This is a genomic window from Streptomyces sp. NPDC001544 (assembly GCF_042894285.1).
Lineage (GTDB): Bacteria > Actinomycetota > Actinomycetes > Streptomycetales > Streptomycetaceae > Streptomyces.
The window spans coordinates 184,714-203,379 of sequence record NZ_JBIAVN010000016.1 but is presented as its reverse complement, the minus strand read 5'-3'; the positions used below and the strand labels follow the sequence as shown (position 1 = coordinate 203,379).

Sequence of the window (18,666 nt, the reverse complement as noted above, 5' to 3'; positions counted from 1 at the left end):
TGAGCTCGCGCGGGGGCACCCCCATTCGCCCCGCTCACCAGCGCCGATGAGGCACCGCCCGTGCCCTGCGACCTGATCCGCCGGACAGGCCCTGGGGCGCCGACCTCCACCGCGGACCTCCACCGCGGACGTCCGGCCGCAGCGGGTTCTCGTGGCACCCGCTGGGCCGCCGCTCAGGACGTCCGGCATGTGGGCCGCCCCGTACCGCACCTCGGTACCGGGCGGCCCATCTGCTTATCCTGACGAACATGCTGACCATCACCCAGGCCCTCGTCGACCAGATCGTCGCGCACGCGCGCAAGGACCACCCCGACGAGGCGTGCGGCGTCATCGCGGGCCCGGCGGGATCGGACCGCCCCGAGCGCTTCATCCCGATGCTGAACGCGGCCATGTCGCCCACGTTCTACGAGTTCGACTCCGGCGACCTCCTCAAGCTCTACCGCGAGATGGACGACCGCGACGAGGAGCCGGTGGTCATCTACCACTCGCACACGGCGACCGAGGCCTACCCGTCCCGCACCGACGTCTCCTACGCCAACGAGCCCGGAGCCCACTACGTCCTGGTCTCCACCGCCGACACCGACGGCCTCGGCGACTTCCAGTTCCGCTCGTACCGCATCGTGGACGGCGGGATCTCGGAGGAGGAGGTCAAGGTCGTCGAGGCATACTGACGGCCTACGCACCCCTCGACTCGCCGTACAGGAGATGGTGTTGACGCAGCGGTCGAACGGCAGGCGGCCCACCCTGGAGGACGTCGCCCGCCGGTCCGGGGTCTCGAAGTCCACGGTCTCCCGGGTGATCAACGGCGAGCACCGGGTGAGCGCCGGGGTCGCCGACCGGGTCCGGGACGTGATCGCCGAACTGGGGTACGTCCCCAACCGGGCCGCCCGGCAGCTCGTCACCCACCGCACGGGCGCCATCGTCGTCGTCGCCCCCCAGTCCGAGGACCGGCTCTTCCTCGACCGTTCCTAGAGACTGAGCGGGAGTGAGTCCTGTTTCCAGGACTGGTGCTCAGCCGCGTGTCCCGAACGGTTGTGGGCACGCTGGTCGCCCGCTTTCGCTCCGCGTCCGGCACTCACGGATCGTGTCCGTGGTCCGGGGACGCGGGGGCGGGTTCCCTCACGCCCCAGGACGCCTGATGCAGCCTGGACGGTCCGATGCCCCTGCTCATCGCTCCGGTGAGCAGGGGGCGGTGCCGTCCGTCGCCGGATCGGGTGTCCCAGGGCGCGCCTTCCGATCGCCACGGCGGCAGCCTCGTGGCGTGTGGTGGTGCGGGTTGTGGTGGTGAGGGGCTTCTGCCAGTGCTGGGCGCCCCAGCGGCTGGTGTAGGCGGGGTCGACGGCGACCAGGGGGATGCCGAGTTCAGCGGCCATGGACACCAGCCGGGCGCGCAGCCTGGCCGTGGGCAGACCGGAGATCAGCTTGCGGAACCGTTTGCGCCGCCCGTGCTTCTCCCGGGTCTTCTCGGCGGTGAAGTCCAGGTCCTCGACCGCGATCGCCAGGTGATGCCGTTTGGCCCAGTGCAGCAGGCGGATCAGGGCGTGCCGGAGCTGGGCGTCCCGGTGCGATGCGCTGCCGGTCAAGTCGTAGTCGAACCTGCGCGGCGCACCGACCGGGTTGCCGTGGGCGTCCAGGCGCCAGGCGGCCAGGTGGTCGGCGTTCATGTCCACACCGGCCAGCCCGGTGGCGCGGACGGCTTCCAGCGGCACCGTCTGCACCGGCGGGATCTGCCAGGAAGCGGTCAGGTACCAGCGGGCGCGGCCGGTGTCGTGGTGGATGCGGTAGGCAACTGCCCGGTTGGCGGTGATCCGGTCGGACCACTGCTCGCCCCGGTGCCGGAAGTCGACCCGGCAGGACAGCACGTACCGGCCGTGCGCGGCGTTCGCCAGCTGGGCCAATGGTGCGGGGAGCTTGATGCTCACCTCACCGTCCGGGCTGACCCGGATCGTCTCGTTGCCGTACCGCTTGCCCGACTCGCCATCGGCCTGGCAGAACCAGCGCTCGGCCTCCCACCGCAGACGCCACCCGGCTTCACTCATGCGGGCGGCCTCCAGGTTGTGCCGGGCGTGCAGCAGCTTCTTACCACCCCGCACCACCCGCACCCGCCCGGCCTCACACTGGGCGCGTGCCTGTTCCAGCCGGGCTTCCAGCAGATGCAGGCGCCGGGACTTGGCGAACCACTCCCGCTTCGAGCGGTAACCGCCCGGCCGACCTCCCGAGCCCTTGGCCCCGATGGGCAGCGACAGCCGGTACGCGATCGCGTCCACACCGGCCTGGAGGGTCTGGATGTGGGCGAGCTGAGCGCGCCGGGCCAGCGCCCACTGGTCATGCGTGGCCTTGGTGATACTGCCCGCCCACCGAGAGGAGGACTTCCCGGTAAGCCCACGCTTGCGCCGCGCCCACTGGTCACCGTCATGATCCAGGCCCGCGGCGCAGCGGGCCTTCAGGTCCCGGGAGGCCAGAGAGCCGAGCAGGTCACCGATTAGGCGCAGGACCTTCTCGTCCCCCGTGGTCAGCCCCTTGAGACTGTCCCGGACCGCCACCCCGGACGGGCCCGGCACCACGAACGAAGCCGCCACCACGCGTAACCCGCTCACTGCCCCACCCCCTGCCCGGTGCCGAAGGACCCCTCACCGCTCTCAACGAACACCACCCGCAAAGGTCACGCATTCGACGCAAGAACTCCCATTCCCCACTCAGGCACACCTGCATGACGCGTCCCAGACGCTCACTCATGCACACCAAAACGCGCCCAAGCGCTGTCATGGGGCAGCAGTTCGCACCCCCTTCTTCGACTGCCTCCTGCGCGGCATCCGCCGTGAACTCGCCCGGCACGGAGCGCAGGCCGTGCTCCTGCGTCGACGGCGACAACCGCGGGGGAGCCCGCCAGGCCGTGCGGCACCTCGTCTCGCTCGGCCGCCGGCGCATCGCGACCGTCACCGGGCCCTACGACCAGGAACACTCCGCCGCCGAGCGGCTCGCCGGATACCGCGACGTCCTCCTGGACGCCTCCCTGCCCGACCTCGTCGAGCGGGCCGACTACACCCTGCGGGGCGGCGCGGGGGCGATGGCCGCCCTGCTCGACCGCTGCCCCGACCTGGACGCCGTCTTCGTCGCCTCCGACCTGATGGCCTCCGGCGCGCTGCAGACGCTGCGCGAACGCGGGCTCCGGGTGCCGCAGGACGTCGCCGTCGTCGGGTTCGACGACCTCGCCCCCATCGCCGAGACCACCGACCCGCCGCTGACCACCGTCCGCCAGGACGCCGAGGAGATGGGCCGGCTGATGGCCGGGCTGCTCATGGGCGAGGGCCCGTCCGAGGCGTCCTCCGTGGTGATACCGACCAGCCTGGTACGGCGAGGGTCCGCCTGAGCGGCCCGCTGGAGGTCGGTCTCACTTCCCGGCACGATTCCGTCCGGCATGTGGGATCACCTATCGGGAGGCGGACGGGGAATCGATACGATGAGCCCATGGTTCTGAACGACGTGAGCGAGAAGACGCCGGGCGCACTGCTCGTGGCGCGGCTGCACGTCGACCTGTGCAGGCTCGCCAGCGCCATCTGTTGACGCAGGCCCTGCCGCCGTACGGCCGTGAGCCGCGGCGTCTCACGCACCACCCGCAAAGTCTGCGCTGCCGCGCGCCCATCGACCCGACACCATCCGACAGGAGCCCGCAACCATGGCCATCGAGGTCCGCATCCCCACCATCCTCCGCACCTACACCGGCGGCCAGAAGGCGGTGGAGGGCACCGGGGACACGCTCGCCGAGCTCTTCACCGACCTCGAGACCCGGCACGCGGGCATCCAGGCCCGCATCGTGGACGGGGGCGAGCTGCGCCGCTTCGTGAACGTCTACCTCAACGACGAGGACGTCCGCTTCCTCGACGGCATCAACACCAAGGTCGCCGACGGCGACAACGTCACGATCCTGCCGGCCGTGGCAGGAGGTTCTGCCGCGGCGAAGCCGCGTCCGGCTGGGGTGGCGGCCGGGCGGCGGGCGGGAATGGCCTGATCCGGATGCGCTACGACTCCCCGCTGGCCGCGGTCGGCAACACCCCCCTGGTGTGCCTGCCGCGGCTGTCGCCGTCCCCCGAGGTCCGGATCTGGGCCAAGCTGGAGGACCGCAACCCGACCGGCTCGGTCAAGGACCGTCCCGCGCTGCACATGATCGAGCAGGCGGAGAAGGACGGCCGGCTGACCCCCGGCTGCACGATCCTGGAGCCGACCTCCGGCAACACCGGTATCTCGCTGGCCATGGCGGCCAAGCTCAAGGGCTACCGCATCGTGTGCGTGATGCCGGAGAACACCTCGCAGGAGCGCCGCGACCTGCTCGCCATGTGGGGCGCGGAGATCATCTCCTCCCCGGCCGCAGGCGGCTCCAACACCGCCGTGCGCGTCGCCAAGGAGCTGTCCGCCGAGCACCCGGACTGGGTGATGCTCTACCAGTACGGCAACCCGGACAACGCGGGCGCCCACTACGCCACGACCGGTCCGGAGATCCTCGCCGACCTGCCCTCGGTCACCCACTTCGTCGCGGGCCTGGGCACCACCGGCACCCTGATGGGCGTCGGCCGCTATCTGCGCGAGCACAAGCCGGACGTGAAGATCGTCGCCGCCGAACCGCGCTACGACGACCTGGTCTACGGCCTGCGCAACCTCGACGAGGGCTTCGTACCGGAGCTGTACGACGCCTCGGTCCTCACCACCCGCTTCTCCGTCGGCTCGGCCGACGCGGTCACCCGCACCCGGGAACTCCTCCAGCAGGAGGGCATCTTCGCGGGCGTCTCCACCGGCGCCGCGCTGCACGCGGCGATCGGCGTCGGCAGGAAGGCGGTCCAGGCGGGGGAGTCCGCCGACATCGTCTTCGTCGTGGCCGACGGCGGCTGGAAGTACCTCTCCACCGGCGTCTACACGGCGGCCACCACCGAGGAGGCCATCGAGACGCTGCAGGGCCAGCTCTGGGCGTAGAGCACGTCACCCTCCGGGCACAGGGCTCATCATCGGATCGCCAGCCCCCTCCTATGAGGGGGCTAAGCACTGTCCACAGGACGGCAAAGAAGTCGGTCCTGGGCTCCCGCCGCCCCGCCGTCGGGACTACGTTCTGCCCGCACCCTGTCATGCCACGCACATCGCGGCACCCAGGGTGTTCCCCACCCCGTAAATGTCATGCTCATGACTGCGCGGTTTCGCCGCCGCTACGCGCGTCACGGGCCTGCCCATCCAGCTCGACCCCACCGATGGAGGCAGTACCCCATGCGTGAGTCACGCCCGAGCAGGCGGAGACGGAGCCTGCGAAGACTCCTCGCCGTCGCCCTGCCCGCCCTCGCCCTCACCGTCGCCGGACTCGCCGCGGCACCGACGGCCGGGGCACAGACGCCCGCCCCCGCTTCCCGGGTCACCCAGAACGCCAAGGCCCTCACCGACCCCCACCGCCAGACCTTCCACCCCACCGGCAAGGCCGGCCAGAAGGTCCCCACCCAGCACCTGTGCGCCACCGCGAAGCCCGGCCACGCCTCCTGCTTCGCCCAGCGCCGCACCGACATCAGGCAGCGGCTCGCCGCGGCCGTCGCCGCCGCGCCCTCCGGCCTCAGCCCGGCCAACCTGCACAGCGCCTACAACCTGCCCTCCACGGGCGGCTCCGGCCTGACCGTCGCCGTCGTCGACGCCTACAACGACCCCAACGCCGCCTCCGACCTGGCCACCTACCGCTCCACCTACGGCCTGTCGGCGTGCACGGTCGCCAGCGGCTGCTTCAAGCAGGTCAGCCAGACCGGCTCCACCACCTCCCTGCCGACCAACGACACCGGCTGGGCCGGCGAGGAGGCGCTCGACCTCGACATGGTCAGCGCCGTCTGCCCCAACTGCAACATCATCCTCGTCGAGGCCAACTCCGCGACCGACTCCGACCTCGGCGCCGCCGAGAACGAGGCCGTCGCCCTCGGCGCCAAGTTCGTCTCCAACAGCTGGGGCGGCTCCGAGTCCTCCTCGCAGACCGGCGAGGACACCTCGTACTTCAAGCACCCCGGCGTCGCCATCACCGTCTCCTCCGGCGACGAGGCCTACGGCGCCGAGTACCCGGCGACATCCCAGTACGTCACCGCCGTCGGCGGCACCGCGCTGTCCGCGTCCTCGAACTCCCGCGGCTGGACCGAGTCCGTGTGGAAGACCTCCAGCACCGAGGGCACCGGCTCCGGCTGCTCCGCCTACGACCCCAAGCCGAGCTGGCAGACCGACACCGGCTGCGCCAAGCGCATGGAGGCCGACGTCTCCGCCGTCGCCGACCCCGCCACCGGCGTCGCCGTCTACGACACCTACGGCGGCTCCGGCTGGGCCGTCTACGGCGGCACCAGCGCCTCGGCACCCATCATCGCCGGTGTGTACGCCCTGGCCGGCACCCCCGGCTCCGCCGACTACCCGGCGAAGTACCCCTACAGCCACACCGGCAACCTGTACGACGTGACCAGCGGCAGCAATGGCAGCTGCTCCCCCTCGTACTTCTGCACCGCAGGCACCGGCTACGACGGCCCGACCGGCTGGGGCACCCCCAACGGCACCGCCGCCTTCACCTCCGGCACCAGCACCGGCAACACGGTGACCGTCACCAACCCCGGCAACCAGTCCACCACCACCGGCGGCTCGGTCAGCCTCCAGGTCAAGGCCACCGACAGCGCCGGCGCCACCCTCACCTACAGCGCCACCGGCCTGCCCACCGGCCTGTCCATCAACAGCTCCACCGGCCTGATCTCCGGCACGGCGTCCACGGCCGGCACCTACAGCGTCACCGTCACCGCGAAGGACTCCACCGGCGCCTCCGGCACGGCCTCCTTCACCTGGACCGTGAGCACCGGCGGAGGCGGCGGCACCTGCACCTCGACGCAGCTCCTCGGCAACCCGGGCTTCGAGTCGGGCAACACCACCTGGAGCGCCTCCAGCGGCGTCATCACCAACGACAGCGGTGAGGCGGCGCACAGCGGCTCCTACAAGGCGTGGCTCGACGGCTACGGCTCCACCCACACCGACACCCTGTCCCAGTCGGTGACCATCCCCTCGGGCTGCAAGGCCACCTTCACCTTCTACCTGCACATCGACACCGCCGAGACCGGCAGCAGCGCGTACGACAAGCTGACCGTGACCGCCGGTTCGACCACACTGGCGACGTACTCGAACACCAACGCCGCCTCCGGCTACACCCAGAAGTCCATCGACCTGTCCTCCTACGCCGGATCCACGGTCACGCTGAAGTTCAGCGGGACCGAGGACTCCTCCCTCCAGACCAGCTTCGTCCTCGACGACACCGCCGTGACGACCAGCTGACGCATCGCCGCGCAAGGAGGGCCCCGGCCGGGACGGACCGGCCAGGGCCCTCCCCCATGGATCCGGAATCGCGCCCGGCACGTCACATCGGCACCAGGTCCGGTCCCAGCGGAAAGGCGGGCACCACATGCGCCGCACGACGCTCCACCGCACGTCCGCCGCCGCCGTCGCGGCAGCAGCGCTGCTCCTCGCCGGCTGCGGCTCGCAGGACGGGGGAGGCGGAACCGGCAGCGGTTCGGTGTCCCCCTCGCCCGCACAGTCCTCCACGCACGCACAGCCGCAGTCGCCGTCCCCCTCGCAGTCGCCGTCCCCGAGCGGCTCCTGCACCTCCCGCACCCAGCTCGACGCCGGCGACAACGGCCGCACCGTCTGCCTCACCAAGGGCCAGACGCTCCGACTCACCCTGGACGGCACCAAGGAACGCCCCTGGAAGCCGGTCACCGCCGACGGCGGCGCGCTGAAGGCCGCCGACCCCGGCTTCGTCATCCAGCCGGGCGACGCCGTCGCCGCGTTCCAGGCGATCGCCCCCGGCACCGCCCACCTGACCTCGTCCCGGCCGCTGTGCGCGAGCCGCTCCGGCCAGATGTCCTGCAAGGGCATCCAGGGCTGGACGGTGACGGTGGAGGTCCGCTGAGAAGCCTCCTAGGGGGCGTCTTGCGGGTCATGCCGGGAGTGCGTGCCAGACCCCGCGACCCCGGCGTGATCCACAAGACACCCCCTAGCCCGCCAGGTGCCGCACCCGGTCCCAGAGGATCGGGTCCACCGCACCCACCCGCCGCCGGAAGTCCCCCACGGGCACCTGTCGCAGCTCGTCCGTCTCCAGGTAACTGGGCCGTCCCCGCGCGTCCCCCACCGAGCCCGGCGGCAGGGGGATCACCCCGGCCCGCTCCTCCCGGTGCCTGCTGGTGATCTTCGCAACGGTCACCCTGTCGCCGCGCACCGCCAGCACCAGACAAGGCCGGTCCTTGCCGCCCGGCCCGTCCTCGTAGGGCACCACGGCCCACCAGATGTCCCCGGGACGCGGCCGGCCCGCCCGCCCGCGGAGCTCCCCGGGGCGGCCCGGCGGGCGGGTCCGGCGCCGCGGCGGACGATGGCCCCGCCCCCAGCCGTCCACGAGCGTGGCGACCAGTGCGAGCAGCACCACCGCCGCGAGCGCCAGCCACCAGGACCTGTCCATGCGCAAGACGTTACCGGCGCGCGATCCCCATCACGCGCCCTCTCGTAAACCTTTTGCGCCTCGGGTCCAGCCGAACCGGTGACAGCACAGGTGAGTTCGCCCACAACAGCCCCTGGTGGAGGAGCGACCGGCGCTTTTGCGCCTTACGCTCGACGGACCGCACGACCCCCGTCAGCCACCCCCTTGATACCCCCTTGCTACCTTTATCCGCCTACGGAGGTTTCTGCTTCATGAAGCTCACCGTCGTCGGCTGCTCGGGGTCGTTCCCGTCCGCGGAATCGGCCTGCTCGAGCTACCTCGTCGAGGCCGACGGCTTCCGGCTGCTCCTCGACATGGGCAACGGCGCCCTAGGCGAGCTGCAGCGCCACTGCGGTCTCTACGACCTCGACGCGATCTTCCTCAGCCATCTGCACCCCGATCACTGCATCGACATGCTCGGGTACTTCGTGGCGCGCTACTACCGCCACGAAGGCGGCCGCTGCGCCCCGCTCCCGGTCTACGGACCCGAGGGCACCGAACACCGGCTGACCACCGCCTACGCCGACACCCCCACCGCCTCCTCCATGAGCGAGGTCTTCGACTTCCACACGGTGAAGCCGTCCACGTTCGAGATCGGCCCGTTCACCGTGCACACCGACAAGGTGCGCCACCCGGTCGAGGCGTACGCCATCCGCCTCGAACACGGCGGGAAGTCCCTCACCTACTCCGGCGACACCGGCGTCACCGAATCGCTGGACGCCCTGGCCCGGGACGCCGACCTGTTCCTGTGCGAGGCCGCTTTCACGCACGGCAAGGAAAACATCCCCGACCTCCATCTCACCGGCCGCGAAGCAGGCGAAACAGCCGCCCGCGCCGGCGCCCGCCGCCTGGTCCTCACCCACATCCCCCCATGGACCGACCCCCAGGCCAACCTGACCGACGCCCGCGCGGTCTTCGACGGGCCGGTGGAACTGGCGGTGCCGAGGATGTCGTACGAGATCTGACCCAACGCACCCGAAGGCCCCGGAACCCGTGCGGTTCCGGGGCCTTTCCGTGTGTACCGGGGCGCCTACTTGGCCTCCGCCTTCTGCAGCTCCGCCAGCTCCTCGTCGGACTCGCGGCCCGGCGTCGGCAGGTTGAACTTGATGATCGCGAACCGGAAGACCACGTAGTACACCACCGCGAAGCACAGCCCCACCAGCAGCAGCTCCAAGGGCTTGGTGGCGATGCCGAAGTTCAGGCCGTAGTCGATCACGCCGGCCGAGAAGCCGAAGCCGTCCTTCATACCGAGCGCCCAGGTCAGTGCCAACGAGATGCCGGTGAGGACCGCGTGGATGGCGTACAGCACCGGGGCGATGAACATGAACGTGAACTCGATCGGTTCGGTGACACCCGTCACGAAGCTGGTCAGCGCGACCGAGAACATCATGCCGCCGACCACCGCGCGGCGCTCCGGGCGGGCACAGTGCACGATGGCCAGGCAGGCCGCCGGGAGACCGAACATCATGATCGGGAAGAAGCCGGTCATGAACTGGCCCGCGGTCGGGTCACCGGCCAGGAAGCGCGCGATGTCGCCGCTCTTGCCGTGGTAGTCGCCCGCCTGGAGCCACGGGAACGAGTTCAGCAGGTGGTGCATGCCGATCGGGATCAGCGCGCGGTTGGCCACACCGAAGATGCCCGCGCCGACCGCGCCCGACTTCACGAGCCACTCACCGAAGCTGTGCAGACCCGTGCCGAGGACCGGCCAGATGTAGCCGAAGACGATGCCGATGACCAGGCCCGCGAAGGCGGACAGGATGGGGACCAGACGCCGGCCGCCGAAGAAGCCCGCCCAGTCGGGCAGCTTCGTGCGGTAGAAGCGCTGGTAGAGCAGGGCGACCACGAGGCCCATCACCACACCGCCGAGGACCTTGGCGTCCACCGGCTGGTTCACCATGACGACCTTGCCGTCGACGGCCGTCGCCACCTTCGGCAGGTTCTTGTCGGTGAACGTGGCCAGCACGTTCTTGAAGACCAGGTAACCGACGACCGCCGCGAGCGCTGTCGAGCCGTCCGACTTCTTGGCGAAGCCGATGGCGATGCCCACGGCGAACAGCAGCGCCATGTTGTCGAGGATCGCGTTCCCGCCGGCGGCCATGAAGCCCGCTATCTTCGTGAAGAACGCGGGGAAGGACGGGCGTCCCAGCATGTCGGCGTTGCCGAGGCGCACCAGGAGGGCGGCGGCGGGGAGGACCGCCACCGGCAGCATGAGGCTGCGGCCGATGCGCTGCAGAACAGCCATCACGCCGGGGCCCTTCTTCTTCGTCTCGGCCGCGGGAGCGGCGCTGGCCGTGGTCACAACTTCCTCCAAGTGGGCATGGCGCCGCCCCGGGGCGTGGGGAGGGAGGACGGCGGCGTCTCTGGTCTACACCACTCAGTGGTGTAGACCATGTTGTAGCACGGTGAAGGCCGTATAAGGAACCCGCGATTCCTTGATACTTCGGACCGGGCTTGGCGGCCGTCGACCGACTGGTGTAGACCAGTCCCCATAGGGTTCGGATCCGCTGTCGTGGCCGCCATCATCCGGTACACAAAACCACGAAAGTGGACGACACGGACGCAACTGTGACGACTTAGACAAAGCGGTCAAGATCAGGGAGAGGCACCATGGCCAGCAAGGCTGAGAAGATCGTCGCCGGGCTCGGCGGCATCGACAACATCGAGGAGATCGAGGGCTGCATCACCCGGCTGCGCACCGAGGTCGCCGATCCCTCGCTGGTCGACGACTCCGCCCTGAAGGCCGCCGGCGCCCACGGCGTCGTCAAGATGGGCACCGCCATCCAGGTCGTCATCGGCACCGACGCCGACCCCATCGCCGCGGAGATCGAAGACATGATGTGAGCCACCCGCTCACCCGGCGGTCACCCGCTCACCCGGCGGTCACCCGCTCACCCTCAAGGGGCTCTTCCCGCCACGGGACGAGCCCCTTCCCCAACTGCGGCTAGGCTCATCGCCATGTCTCGAATCGACGGCCGCACCCCCCAACAGCTCCGCCCCGTCACCATCGAACGCGGCTGGAGCAAGCACGCCGAGGGCTCCGTCCTCGTCTCCTTCGGCGACACCAAGGTCCTCTGCACCGCCTCCGTCACCGAAGGCGTCCCCCGCTGGCGCAAGGGCAGCGGCGAAGGCTGGGTCACCGCGGAGTACGCCATGCTGCCCCGCTCCACCAACACCCGCGGCGACCGCGAATCCGTCAAGGGCAGGATCGGCGGCCGCACCCACGAGATCTCCCGCCTCATCGGCCGCTCCCTGCGCGCCGTCATCGACTACAAGGCACTCGGCGAGAACACCATCGTCCTCGACTGCGACGTCCTCCAGGCCGACGGCGGCACCCGCACCGCCGCCATCACCGGTTCCTTCGTCGCCCTCGCCGACGCCGTCGCCTGGGCCCAGGGCAGGAAGCTCATCAAGCCCGGCCGCCAGCCGCTCACCGGCACCGTCTCCGCCGTCTCCGTCGGCATCGTCGGTTCGGTCCCCCTCCTCGACCTCTGCTACGAGGAGGACGTCAAGGCCGAGACCGACATGAACGTCGTCTGCACCGGCGACGGCCGCTTCGTGGAGGTCCAGGGCACCGCCGAGGCCGAACCCTTCGCCCGCGACGAACTCGACGCCCTGCTCGACCTCGCCGTCAGCGGCTGCACCGAGCTCGCCGCACTGCAGCGCAAAGCACTCGAAACGCCCCTCGCGAAGTAACCGGAGCGCCCCGCGCCGACCCACGAGGCAAAGGAAACGTCAAACGGGCAGGCCGGAATTCGGAACCCGGCCGCCCGCCCTCGCGTCCCTACGAGTGCCGACACGTAGATCAACGGGGGCCTCCGCAGGGGCCGCAAGGGGGAGACACCCATGGCCGCGAGCCGACACCGACGCAGACGTACCGCGATCGCCGCGGCCGCGGCCACCGCAGCACTCGCGGCCGGACTGCTCACCGGCTGCTCCGCCGTCGACAAGGCCCTCGACTGCGTACAGACCGCCGACTCCGTCGCCGACAGCGTCACCGACCTCCAGCAGGCGGTCGAGAACGCGGCCGACGACCCGACCCGGACCGACGCCTCCCTCGACTCCATCGAGCAGAACGTCAGGAAAATAGGCGACAAGACCGACAACGCGGACGTCAACAAGGCGGTCGACCACCTCAACAAGGCCGTCGACAACGTCCGCACCGCGATCAAGAACGGCGACGACACCCCCGACCTCACCCCGGTCACGGACGCGGCGGGCGAACTGACCAAGGTCTGCACGCCCTGAGGCCCCCTGATACTGGGGGCATGACCCGCTTGATCCTCGCCACCCGCAACGCCGGAAAGATCACCGAACTCCGGGCGATCCTCGCCGACGCAGGTCTGCCCCACGAACTCGTCGGCGCGGACGCCTACCCGGAGATCCCCGACGTCAAGGAAACCGGCGTCACCTTCGCCGAGAACGCCCTCCTCAAGGCCCACGCCCTCGCCCGGGCCACCGGCCTGCCCGCCGTCGCCGACGACTCCGGCCTCTGCGTCGACGTCCTGAACGGCGCCCCCGGCATCTTCTCCGCCCGCTGGTCCGGCCGCCACGGCGACGACAAGGCCAACCTCGACCTCCTCCTGGCCCAGCTCGCGGACATCGCCGACACCCACCGAGGCGCCCACTTCGCCTGCGCGGCGGCGCTGGCCCTGCCGGACGGCACGGAGAGGGTCGTCGAGGGCCAACTGAGGGGGGTCCTGCGTCACGCCCCCACCGGCACGAACGGCTTCGGCTACGACCCGATCCTCCAGCCGGAGGGGGAGACGCGAACGTGCGCGGAACTCTCCGCCGAGGAGAAGAACGCGATCAGCCACCGGGGGAAGGCGTTCCGGGCGCTGGTGCCGGTGGTGCGGGAGCTGTTGGGCTGATCTCACACAGAGGCCCCGCACCTTTGAATCCAAGGTGCGGGGCCTTTTTCTCCTGTACGCCCGGTCGGATTCGAACCGACAAACACAACCACCTAAAGATTGCGGCTCAGCCGTTGGCCTACGGGCGCCCGAACTGCGGCCTACTTTACTGGTTGAGAGTATGCCGTCGCCGGTCGTCTCGAAACCAGGTGTCGGTAGTCGCGTGACTCCTGATCGCCGGGGGTGAAACCCCTGCCATTAGGCTGCGGGTTGCTCGGAGCGATCGCAGCTCCCACACCGAACTGGACGCAGATGCCCACCGCAGGCCCGCCCCCTGTCACCGACCGCCTGGACCCGCAGGAGATGGTCGTACTCCACCGTGTCTTCCGCCGCGAGATACCGCTCCTGGCCGATCTGGTCGAAGCCGCCGCTCCCGGCGACAGGCGGCGCGCCTCCGTACTCGCCGAACACCTGGACCTGATCCTCGGCGCCCTGGCCGAACACCACGAGGGCGAGGACGACCTGCTGTGGCCCAAACTGCGCCGGCGTGCCGTCCTCGGTGGTGACGTCATCGCACGCATGACTGAGCAGCACGACGCCATCGCCGGCGCGCTCGACGAGGTCACGGACCGGTCGCACCCATGGCGCGTCCAGGCCGACCGCGACGCGGCTCTGCGCCTCGCCGAGTCCCTGCGCGCGCTGGACCGGCACGCCACGGCCCATATGGACGACGAAGAGGAACACCTCCTGCCTCTGATGGCCGACCACATCACGCCCGATGAGTGGTCACAGGTCGGCGAACGCGGGCGCCGCAGCGTTCCCAAGACCAAGCTCCTGATCTTCCTCGGCGCGATCCTCGAAGACGCGACGGTCCAGGAACGGCACATGTTCCTCTCGCAGATGCCCGCTCCCGCCCGCCTGCTCTGGCGTACCGTCGGCACCCGCCTCTACGACCGCACCACCACCCGCGTCCGCCGAAGCGGCGACCACACCCCGGTGCAGCGGGCCTGACGGGCCGCCCGGTCGCCCAGGCGTCGCCGGCCGTCGGACGATCACGCACCGCATGCGAAAGCGGCTCGTACCGGTATCCCGGTACGAGCCGCTCGCGGGACCTGCGTCAGATCCCCAGATCCTTGATGATCTTGGCCACGTGTCCCGTCGCCCGGACGTTGTACAGCGCCCGTTCCACCTTGCCCTGCTCGTCCACGACGATCGTGGAGCGGATCACGCCGAGGTAGGTCTTGCCGTAGTTCTTCTTCTCGCCGTAGGCGCCGTAGGCCTCGGTGACCTTCTTCTCCGGGTCGGCGAGGAGGGTGACCCTCAGGGATTCCTTCTCGCGGAACTTCGCGAGCTTCTCGGGGGCGTCGGGGGAGATGCCGATGACGTCGTAGCCCGCGCCGGCCAGGAGGTCGAGGTTGTCGGTGAAGTCGCAGGCCTGTTTGGTGCAGCCTGGAGTGAGGGCGGCGGGGTAGAAGTAGACGATGACCTTGCGGCCCTTGTGGTCGGCCAGGGACACGTCGTTGCCGTCGGCATCGGGCAGGGTGAAGGCGGGGGCCACGTCCCCGGGCTGGAGTCGCTCGCTCATTGGGCCAGCCTAACCGGGGGTCCTGACGGTCCCGTCGGCCCTTGAGCTGACAGACTGTCCAGCACAACGCACTCAGCAGACTTCGGAGGCCGTACGGTGGCGGAGACGTCGGACACCAGAACCCCGGCGCAGATCGAGGCGGACATCAAGCGCCGCCGCGAGGTGCTGGCCGAGACGCTGGACGAGATCGGGGTGCGGGTGCATCCGAAGACCATCGTCGGGGACGCGAAGGCCAAGGTGGTATCGAACATCGACCACACCCTCGGACGGGCCTACGTCGAGGTCAACCGGGCCGTGAGCGAGGTACGGGCCCAGTTCGTGGACCAGGACGGGGCGCCCCGGCTGGAGCGGGTCGTGCCCGTCGCGCTCGTGGCCGTCGGGCTCGTGGGGCTGCTCGCCCTCGGCACACGCCGTCGCAAGGGCTGACCCGGCGGCGTCCGTACGCGGCAAAGGCAGGTAGGTTCGAGAGCGTGAGCGCCAACAGAAACGAGCAGAGCAGCCAGCACGACAAGCTGCCCATCCGGATGCTGCACGACCGGGTTCTGGTCCGGCAGGAGACCGGAGAGGGCGAGCGGCGGTCGGGCGGCGGCATCCTGATCCCCGCGACGGCGGCGGTCGGGCGGCGGCTGGCCTGGGCCGAGGTCGTCGCGGTCGGGCAGAACGTACGGACGGTGGAGCCCGGCGATCGCGTCCTGTACGACCCGGAGGACCGTGCCGAGGTCGAGGTGCGGGGCGTCGCGTACGTGCTCATGCGCGAGCGCGATCTGCACGCGGTGGCCGCGGACCGGTTCGAGGGGTCCGAGGACTCCACGGGGCTGTATCTGTAGCAAGCCTTCCGGCGGTAGTCGGAAAGGGGCTGGTGACCGTGGTCACCAGCCCCTTTCCGCGTTCCGGTCGGGTCACTCCCGCCAGGTGAATCCCTGGGGTCCGACCGTGGTCCCGGCGTCGTTGCCGCCGTCGTTCTGCCCGCCGTCGTTGCCCGCCGTGGCGCCCCCGTCGCCGTTGCCCGCGGTGGTGTTGCCGGCGGTGTCTCCGGCCGTGTTCCCGGCGGTGGTGCCGGCCGTGTTCCCGGCGGTGTTGCCGGTGGTGGTGTTGCCGTCGGTCGGGCTGCTGGGCGTATTGGTGCCGGGGGTGCCGCCGTCGCCCTGCCCGGCGGTCTGGCCCTGGGCCTGCCCCTGGTCGGTCTGGCCGCCGGGGGGCGTGGCGCCGTCGGTCGGGCTGCCGGTGGCCGACTGGCTGGGTGCCTTGGACGGGGGTGCCTGGACGTCCGCGCCCTGCTGCAGCTCCAGGTCGAAGTCGGTTGCCGGCTTCCCCTTCAGCGCGTTCTTGGTGTACTGCGCCCAGATCTCGGTGGGCGCGCCGCCGCCGTTGATGCGGGGCAGGCCCAGCGCGCCGTACAGCGGCTTGTGGTGGGCCGTCACCGGGTCCTGGCCCATGACGGACACGACCGTGGCGAGGTCGGGCGTGTAGCCCGCGAACCAGGCCGCGGTGTCCTCCTCGGCGGTGCCCGTCTTGCCCGCTGCGGGGCGGCCGGCCTGCAGGGCGGCGGTCGCGGTGCCGGTCTGGACGACGCTCTGCAGGATGGAGGTCGTGGTGTCGGCGGCCTCGCGGCTGACGGCCTGCTTGGTGGTCCGCCCGGGCAGCTTCACCTCTTCCTTGCCCTCCTTGGTGATCTTGTCGATCATCGTGTACGTGCCGTGCTTGCCGTGGTTGGCGATGGTGGCGTACGCCTCCGCCATGTCCAGGACGCTGGCGGTGGCCGTGCCGAGCGCGATGGACGGGTAGGGCTGGAGGTCCTTGGTGCCGGCCGGGATGCCGAGGTCGATCGCGGTCTTCTTGACCTTGGACGGGCCGACGTCGACGGCCATCTGCGCGTACACCGAGTTCACGGAGAGGTCGGTCGCGTTGCGCACGGTGATCTGGCCGTACGACTTCTCGTCCTCGTTGTGCGGGGCGTAGGCGCCGCCGGGCCAGCCCTGCACGGGCCGCTGGTTGGTGCCGTCGTAGTACGTGTTCGGTGTGATGGTCTGACCGGACTGTGTGGTCGAGCCGTTCTGTACCGCCGAGGTGAACACGAACGGCTTGAAGGTGGAGCCGACCTGGTAGTCGCCCCGGGTCGCGCCGTTGGTGTACTGCTTGACGAAGTCGATGCCGCCGTACATGGCGACGACCTTGCCGGTCTTGGGGTCGACGGAGGCGCCGCCCGCGCGGACGTAGTTGTCGACCTTGTTGTTCTTCTTGTCCAGCTTGGAGATCAGCTTGTCGTTGACGGCCTTCACGAAGGCGTTCTGCTTGCTCTTCTGCAGGGTGGTCGTGATGCGGTAGCCGCCGGCCTCGAGCTGGTCCTTGGTGAGGATGTCGTTCTGGACGAGGTAGTCCTTGATCGCGTAGACGACGTAGCCGCGCTGCCCGGACAGACCGGTGGAGATCGTCTGTTCCTTCGGCATCGGGAACTTCATGCCGGTCCGCTCGGACTGGCTCAGCCAGCCCTTCTTGACCATGCCGTCCAGTACGTAGTTCCAGCGGGCGAGGGCCGCCGCCTTGTTCTCGGGGTGGGCGACGACGTCGTACTCGCTGGGCGCGTTGACCAGCGCGGCGAGGTAGGCGGCGCGGGCCGGGTCGAGGTCGACGGCGTCCTTGCCGTAGTAGGCCTGGGCGGCGGCCTGGATGCCGTAGGCGTTGCGGCCGAAGTAGCTGGTGTTGAGGTAGCCCTGGAGGATCTGGTCCTTGCTGTTGTTGCGGTCCAGCTTGATCGAGATGAAGAACTCCTTGGCCTTGCGCGTGACGGTCTGTTCCTGCGCGAGGTAGTAGTTCTTCACGTACTGCTGGGTGATCGTCGAGCCGGACTGCTTGCCCTTGCCGGTCGCGGTGTTCCAGGCGGCGCGGAGCATCGCCTTGGGGTCGACGGCCGACTCGGTGTAGAAGTCGCGGTCCTCGGCGGCCAGGACGGCGTGCTGGGCGTCCTTGGAGATCTGGGCGAGGGTGACGCTCTCCCGGTTGATGTCGCCGTCGCGGGCGAGCTGGGAGCCGTCCGCGTAGAGGAAGACGTTGCTCTGCTTCATGGCGAGCGCGTTGGCCGGCGGGATCTTCACCATCGAGTAGCCGAGGAAGAACAGGCCGAAGAGCAGCAGTACGCCGATGACGAAGGTGCCGAGCACCATCCGCCAGGTCGGGAAGAGACGGCGCCAGCCGGTGCGCTTGGGACGCTTGGGCTTCTTGCCCTCCGCCTTGGCCTGGGCCGTGACCTTGCCGTCACCGCCCCCGGGGGCGCTCTCGGGGGTGGCCGTCGTCGTCTGCGCCGTCTGTCCCGTCTGCCGGGGCAGGTGCGCCGTCGCGGCGGTTCCGGGCCCGTTCGGCGCCTCGGCCGCGGTGGCCGCCTGTGCCGCGCCGCCCGTCTTGGACTGCTGGGGCACCTTGGGCGCCGGGGCGGTCGCGCTCGCCTTGGCCGGCGGGACCGCGGCGGCCGGGATCCCCGGAGTCGCGGAAGCCGACGGGGTCGCCGGGGCCGCGGGGGGCGTCTGGGTCGCCTTGACGCGGCGCAGGACCTGGGTCTTCTCGGAGGTCTTCTCCGCCGTGTTCGCCTTCGCGCCGGGAGCTGTCGTGGAGTTTGCGGCGGTTTCGGCGGTTTTGGGAGTCGTGTCGGTACCCGGAGCCGCCGGAGTCGCGGGAGGTGTCTGCGTCGCCTTGACGCGGCGCAGGACCTGGGTCTTCTCGGAGGTCTTCTCCGT

The 18,666-nt window shown here is 70.3% G+C and carries 19 protein-coding genes, 1 tRNA gene and 2 pseudogenes; 16 read left to right on the top strand and 6 right to left on the bottom strand.

The genetic code is table 11. The annotated features are described in order from the left end of the window. Positions 1-248 precede the first annotated feature (248 nt). Positions 249-671, top strand: coding sequence for a Mov34/MPN/PAD-1 family protein (locus ACFY0F_RS31450; protein WP_388801785.1), 423 nt, complete (start codon positions 249-251; stop codon positions 669-671). A 34-nt stretch (positions 672-705) separates the two neighbouring features. Beyond that, positions 706-963: pseudogene (locus tag ACFY0F_RS31445) on the top strand (LacI family DNA-binding transcriptional regulator); the annotation flags it as partial. 5 nt (positions 964-968) lie between these two features. On the opposite strand, the gene ACFY0F_RS31440 reads toward ACFY0F_RS31445, so the two are convergent. After that, positions 969-2,597 carry an IS200/IS605 family accessory protein TnpB-related protein gene (locus ACFY0F_RS31440; protein ID WP_388801782.1) on the bottom strand — a complete coding sequence of 543 codons (1,629 nt, stop codon included), beginning with the start codon at positions 2,595-2,597 and terminating at the stop codon, positions 969-971. 260 nt (positions 2,598-2,857) lie between these two features. On the opposite strand from ACFY0F_RS31440, the pseudogene ACFY0F_RS31435 reads away from it, so the two are divergent. From ACFY0F_RS31435 to ACFY0F_RS31410, 6 genes and pseudogenes are all read left to right on the top strand, one after another. Continuing rightward, positions 2,858-3,370 (top strand): annotated as a pseudogene (locus ACFY0F_RS31435) (substrate-binding domain-containing protein); the annotation flags it as partial. Positions 3,371-3,468: 98 nt separating this feature from the next. Continuing rightward, positions 3,469-3,564 carry a putative leader peptide gene (locus ACFY0F_RS31430; RefSeq protein ID WP_020132206.1) on the top strand — a complete coding sequence of 32 codons (96 nt, stop codon included), beginning with the start codon at positions 3,469-3,471 and terminating at the stop codon, positions 3,562-3,564. A gap of 112 nt (positions 3,565-3,676) precedes the next feature. Beyond that, positions 3,677-4,009 (top strand): MoaD/ThiS family protein, encoded by a 333-nt coding sequence (locus tag ACFY0F_RS31425; RefSeq protein WP_388801779.1) that lies wholly within the window; start codon positions 3,677-3,679, stop codon positions 4,007-4,009. Between the two features lie 5 nt (positions 4,010-4,014). After that, on the top strand, positions 4,015-4,965 hold the full coding sequence (locus ACFY0F_RS31420) for a PLP-dependent cysteine synthase family protein (RefSeq protein WP_388801776.1): 951 nt from the start codon (positions 4,015-4,017) through the stop codon (positions 4,963-4,965). Between the two features lie 285 nt (positions 4,966-5,250). Next, positions 5,251-7,311 carry a putative Ig domain-containing protein gene (locus tag ACFY0F_RS31415; protein WP_388801773.1) on the top strand — a complete coding sequence of 687 codons (2,061 nt, stop codon included), beginning with the start codon at positions 5,251-5,253 and terminating at the stop codon, positions 7,309-7,311. Positions 7,312-7,438: 127 nt separating this feature from the next. Beyond that, entirely contained in the window at positions 7,439-7,945 is a 507-nt protein-coding gene (locus ACFY0F_RS31410) for a hypothetical protein (protein ID WP_388801770.1), read from the top strand. Positions 7,946-8,029: 84 nt separating this feature from the next. Here ACFY0F_RS31410 and ACFY0F_RS31405 read toward each other — a convergent pair whose 3' ends face one another. Next, positions 8,030-8,488, bottom strand: coding sequence for a type II toxin-antitoxin system PemK/MazF family toxin (locus ACFY0F_RS31405; protein WP_388801767.1), 459 nt, complete (start codon positions 8,486-8,488; stop codon positions 8,030-8,032). A 230-nt stretch (positions 8,489-8,718) separates the two neighbouring features. Here ACFY0F_RS31405 and ACFY0F_RS31400 point away from each other — a divergent pair, with 230 nt between their 5' ends. Further along, positions 8,719-9,471 carry an MBL fold metallo-hydrolase gene (locus ACFY0F_RS31400; protein ID WP_388801764.1) on the top strand — a complete coding sequence of 251 codons (753 nt, stop codon included), beginning with the start codon at positions 8,719-8,721 and terminating at the stop codon, positions 9,469-9,471. 65 nt (positions 9,472-9,536) lie between these two features. On the opposite strand, the gene ACFY0F_RS31395 is transcribed toward ACFY0F_RS31400, so the two are convergent. Continuing rightward, positions 9,537-10,805: a PTS transporter subunit EIIC gene (locus tag ACFY0F_RS31395; RefSeq protein ID WP_388801761.1), complete on the bottom strand. Its 1,269-nt coding sequence runs from the start codon at positions 10,803-10,805 to the stop codon at positions 9,537-9,539. A 308-nt stretch (positions 10,806-11,113) separates the two neighbouring features. Between ACFY0F_RS31395 and ACFY0F_RS31390 the strand changes: the two genes are divergently transcribed. The 4 genes from ACFY0F_RS31390 (at position 11,114) to rdgB (ending at position 13,374) form a co-directional block, all read left to right on the top strand. Beyond that, on the top strand, positions 11,114-11,347 hold the full coding sequence (locus ACFY0F_RS31390; protein ID WP_388801757.1) for a glucose PTS transporter subunit EIIB: 234 nt from the start codon (positions 11,114-11,116) through the stop codon (positions 11,345-11,347). Positions 11,348-11,461: 114 nt separating this feature from the next. After that, positions 11,462-12,199: a ribonuclease PH gene (gene rph / locus ACFY0F_RS31385; protein WP_388801755.1), complete on the top strand. Its 738-nt coding sequence runs from the start codon at positions 11,462-11,464 to the stop codon at positions 12,197-12,199. Between the two features lie 150 nt (positions 12,200-12,349). Continuing rightward, entirely contained in the window at positions 12,350-12,751 is a 402-nt protein-coding gene (locus ACFY0F_RS31380) for a hypothetical protein (protein WP_388801752.1), read from the top strand. 20 nt (positions 12,752-12,771) lie between these two features. Beyond that, complete coding sequence (rdgB, locus tag ACFY0F_RS31375) at positions 12,772-13,374, top strand: RdgB/HAM1 family non-canonical purine NTP pyrophosphatase (RefSeq protein ID WP_388801750.1); 603 nt, start codon at positions 12,772-12,774, stop codon at positions 13,372-13,374. Positions 13,375-13,429: 55 nt separating this feature from the next. Here the strand turns inward: rdgB and ACFY0F_RS31370 are convergent. Next, positions 13,430-13,502, bottom strand: a tRNA-Leu gene (locus ACFY0F_RS31370). A 163-nt stretch (positions 13,503-13,665) separates the two neighbouring features. Between ACFY0F_RS31370 and ACFY0F_RS31365 the strand changes: the two genes are divergently transcribed. Continuing rightward, positions 13,666-14,364 carry a hemerythrin domain-containing protein gene (locus ACFY0F_RS31365; RefSeq protein ID WP_388801747.1) on the top strand — a complete coding sequence of 233 codons (699 nt, stop codon included), beginning with the start codon at positions 13,666-13,668 and terminating at the stop codon, positions 14,362-14,364. Between the two features lie 106 nt (positions 14,365-14,470). Here ACFY0F_RS31365 and bcp read toward each other — a convergent pair whose 3' ends face one another. Continuing rightward, positions 14,471-14,938, bottom strand: a complete 468-nt coding sequence (gene bcp / locus ACFY0F_RS31360; protein WP_388801744.1) for a thioredoxin-dependent thiol peroxidase — start codon at positions 14,936-14,938, stop codon at positions 14,471-14,473. 96 nt (positions 14,939-15,034) lie between these two features. Between bcp and ACFY0F_RS31355 the strand changes: the two genes are divergently transcribed. Together ACFY0F_RS31355 and ACFY0F_RS31350 are read left to right on the top strand one after the other, a co-directional pair. After that, complete coding sequence (locus tag ACFY0F_RS31355; protein WP_388801741.1) at positions 15,035-15,364, top strand: DUF3618 domain-containing protein; 330 nt, start codon at positions 15,035-15,037, stop codon at positions 15,362-15,364. A 98-nt stretch (positions 15,365-15,462) separates the two neighbouring features. Continuing rightward, entirely contained in the window at positions 15,463-15,765 is a 303-nt protein-coding gene (locus ACFY0F_RS31350; RefSeq protein ID WP_236052880.1) for a co-chaperone GroES, read from the top strand. A gap of 72 nt (positions 15,766-15,837) precedes the next feature. On the opposite strand, the gene ACFY0F_RS31345 is transcribed toward ACFY0F_RS31350, so the two are convergent. Beyond that, positions 15,838-18,261: a transglycosylase domain-containing protein gene (locus ACFY0F_RS31345; protein ID WP_388801796.1), complete on the bottom strand. Its 2,424-nt coding sequence runs from the start codon at positions 18,259-18,261 to the stop codon at positions 15,838-15,840. Positions 18,262-18,666 lie beyond the last annotated feature (405 nt).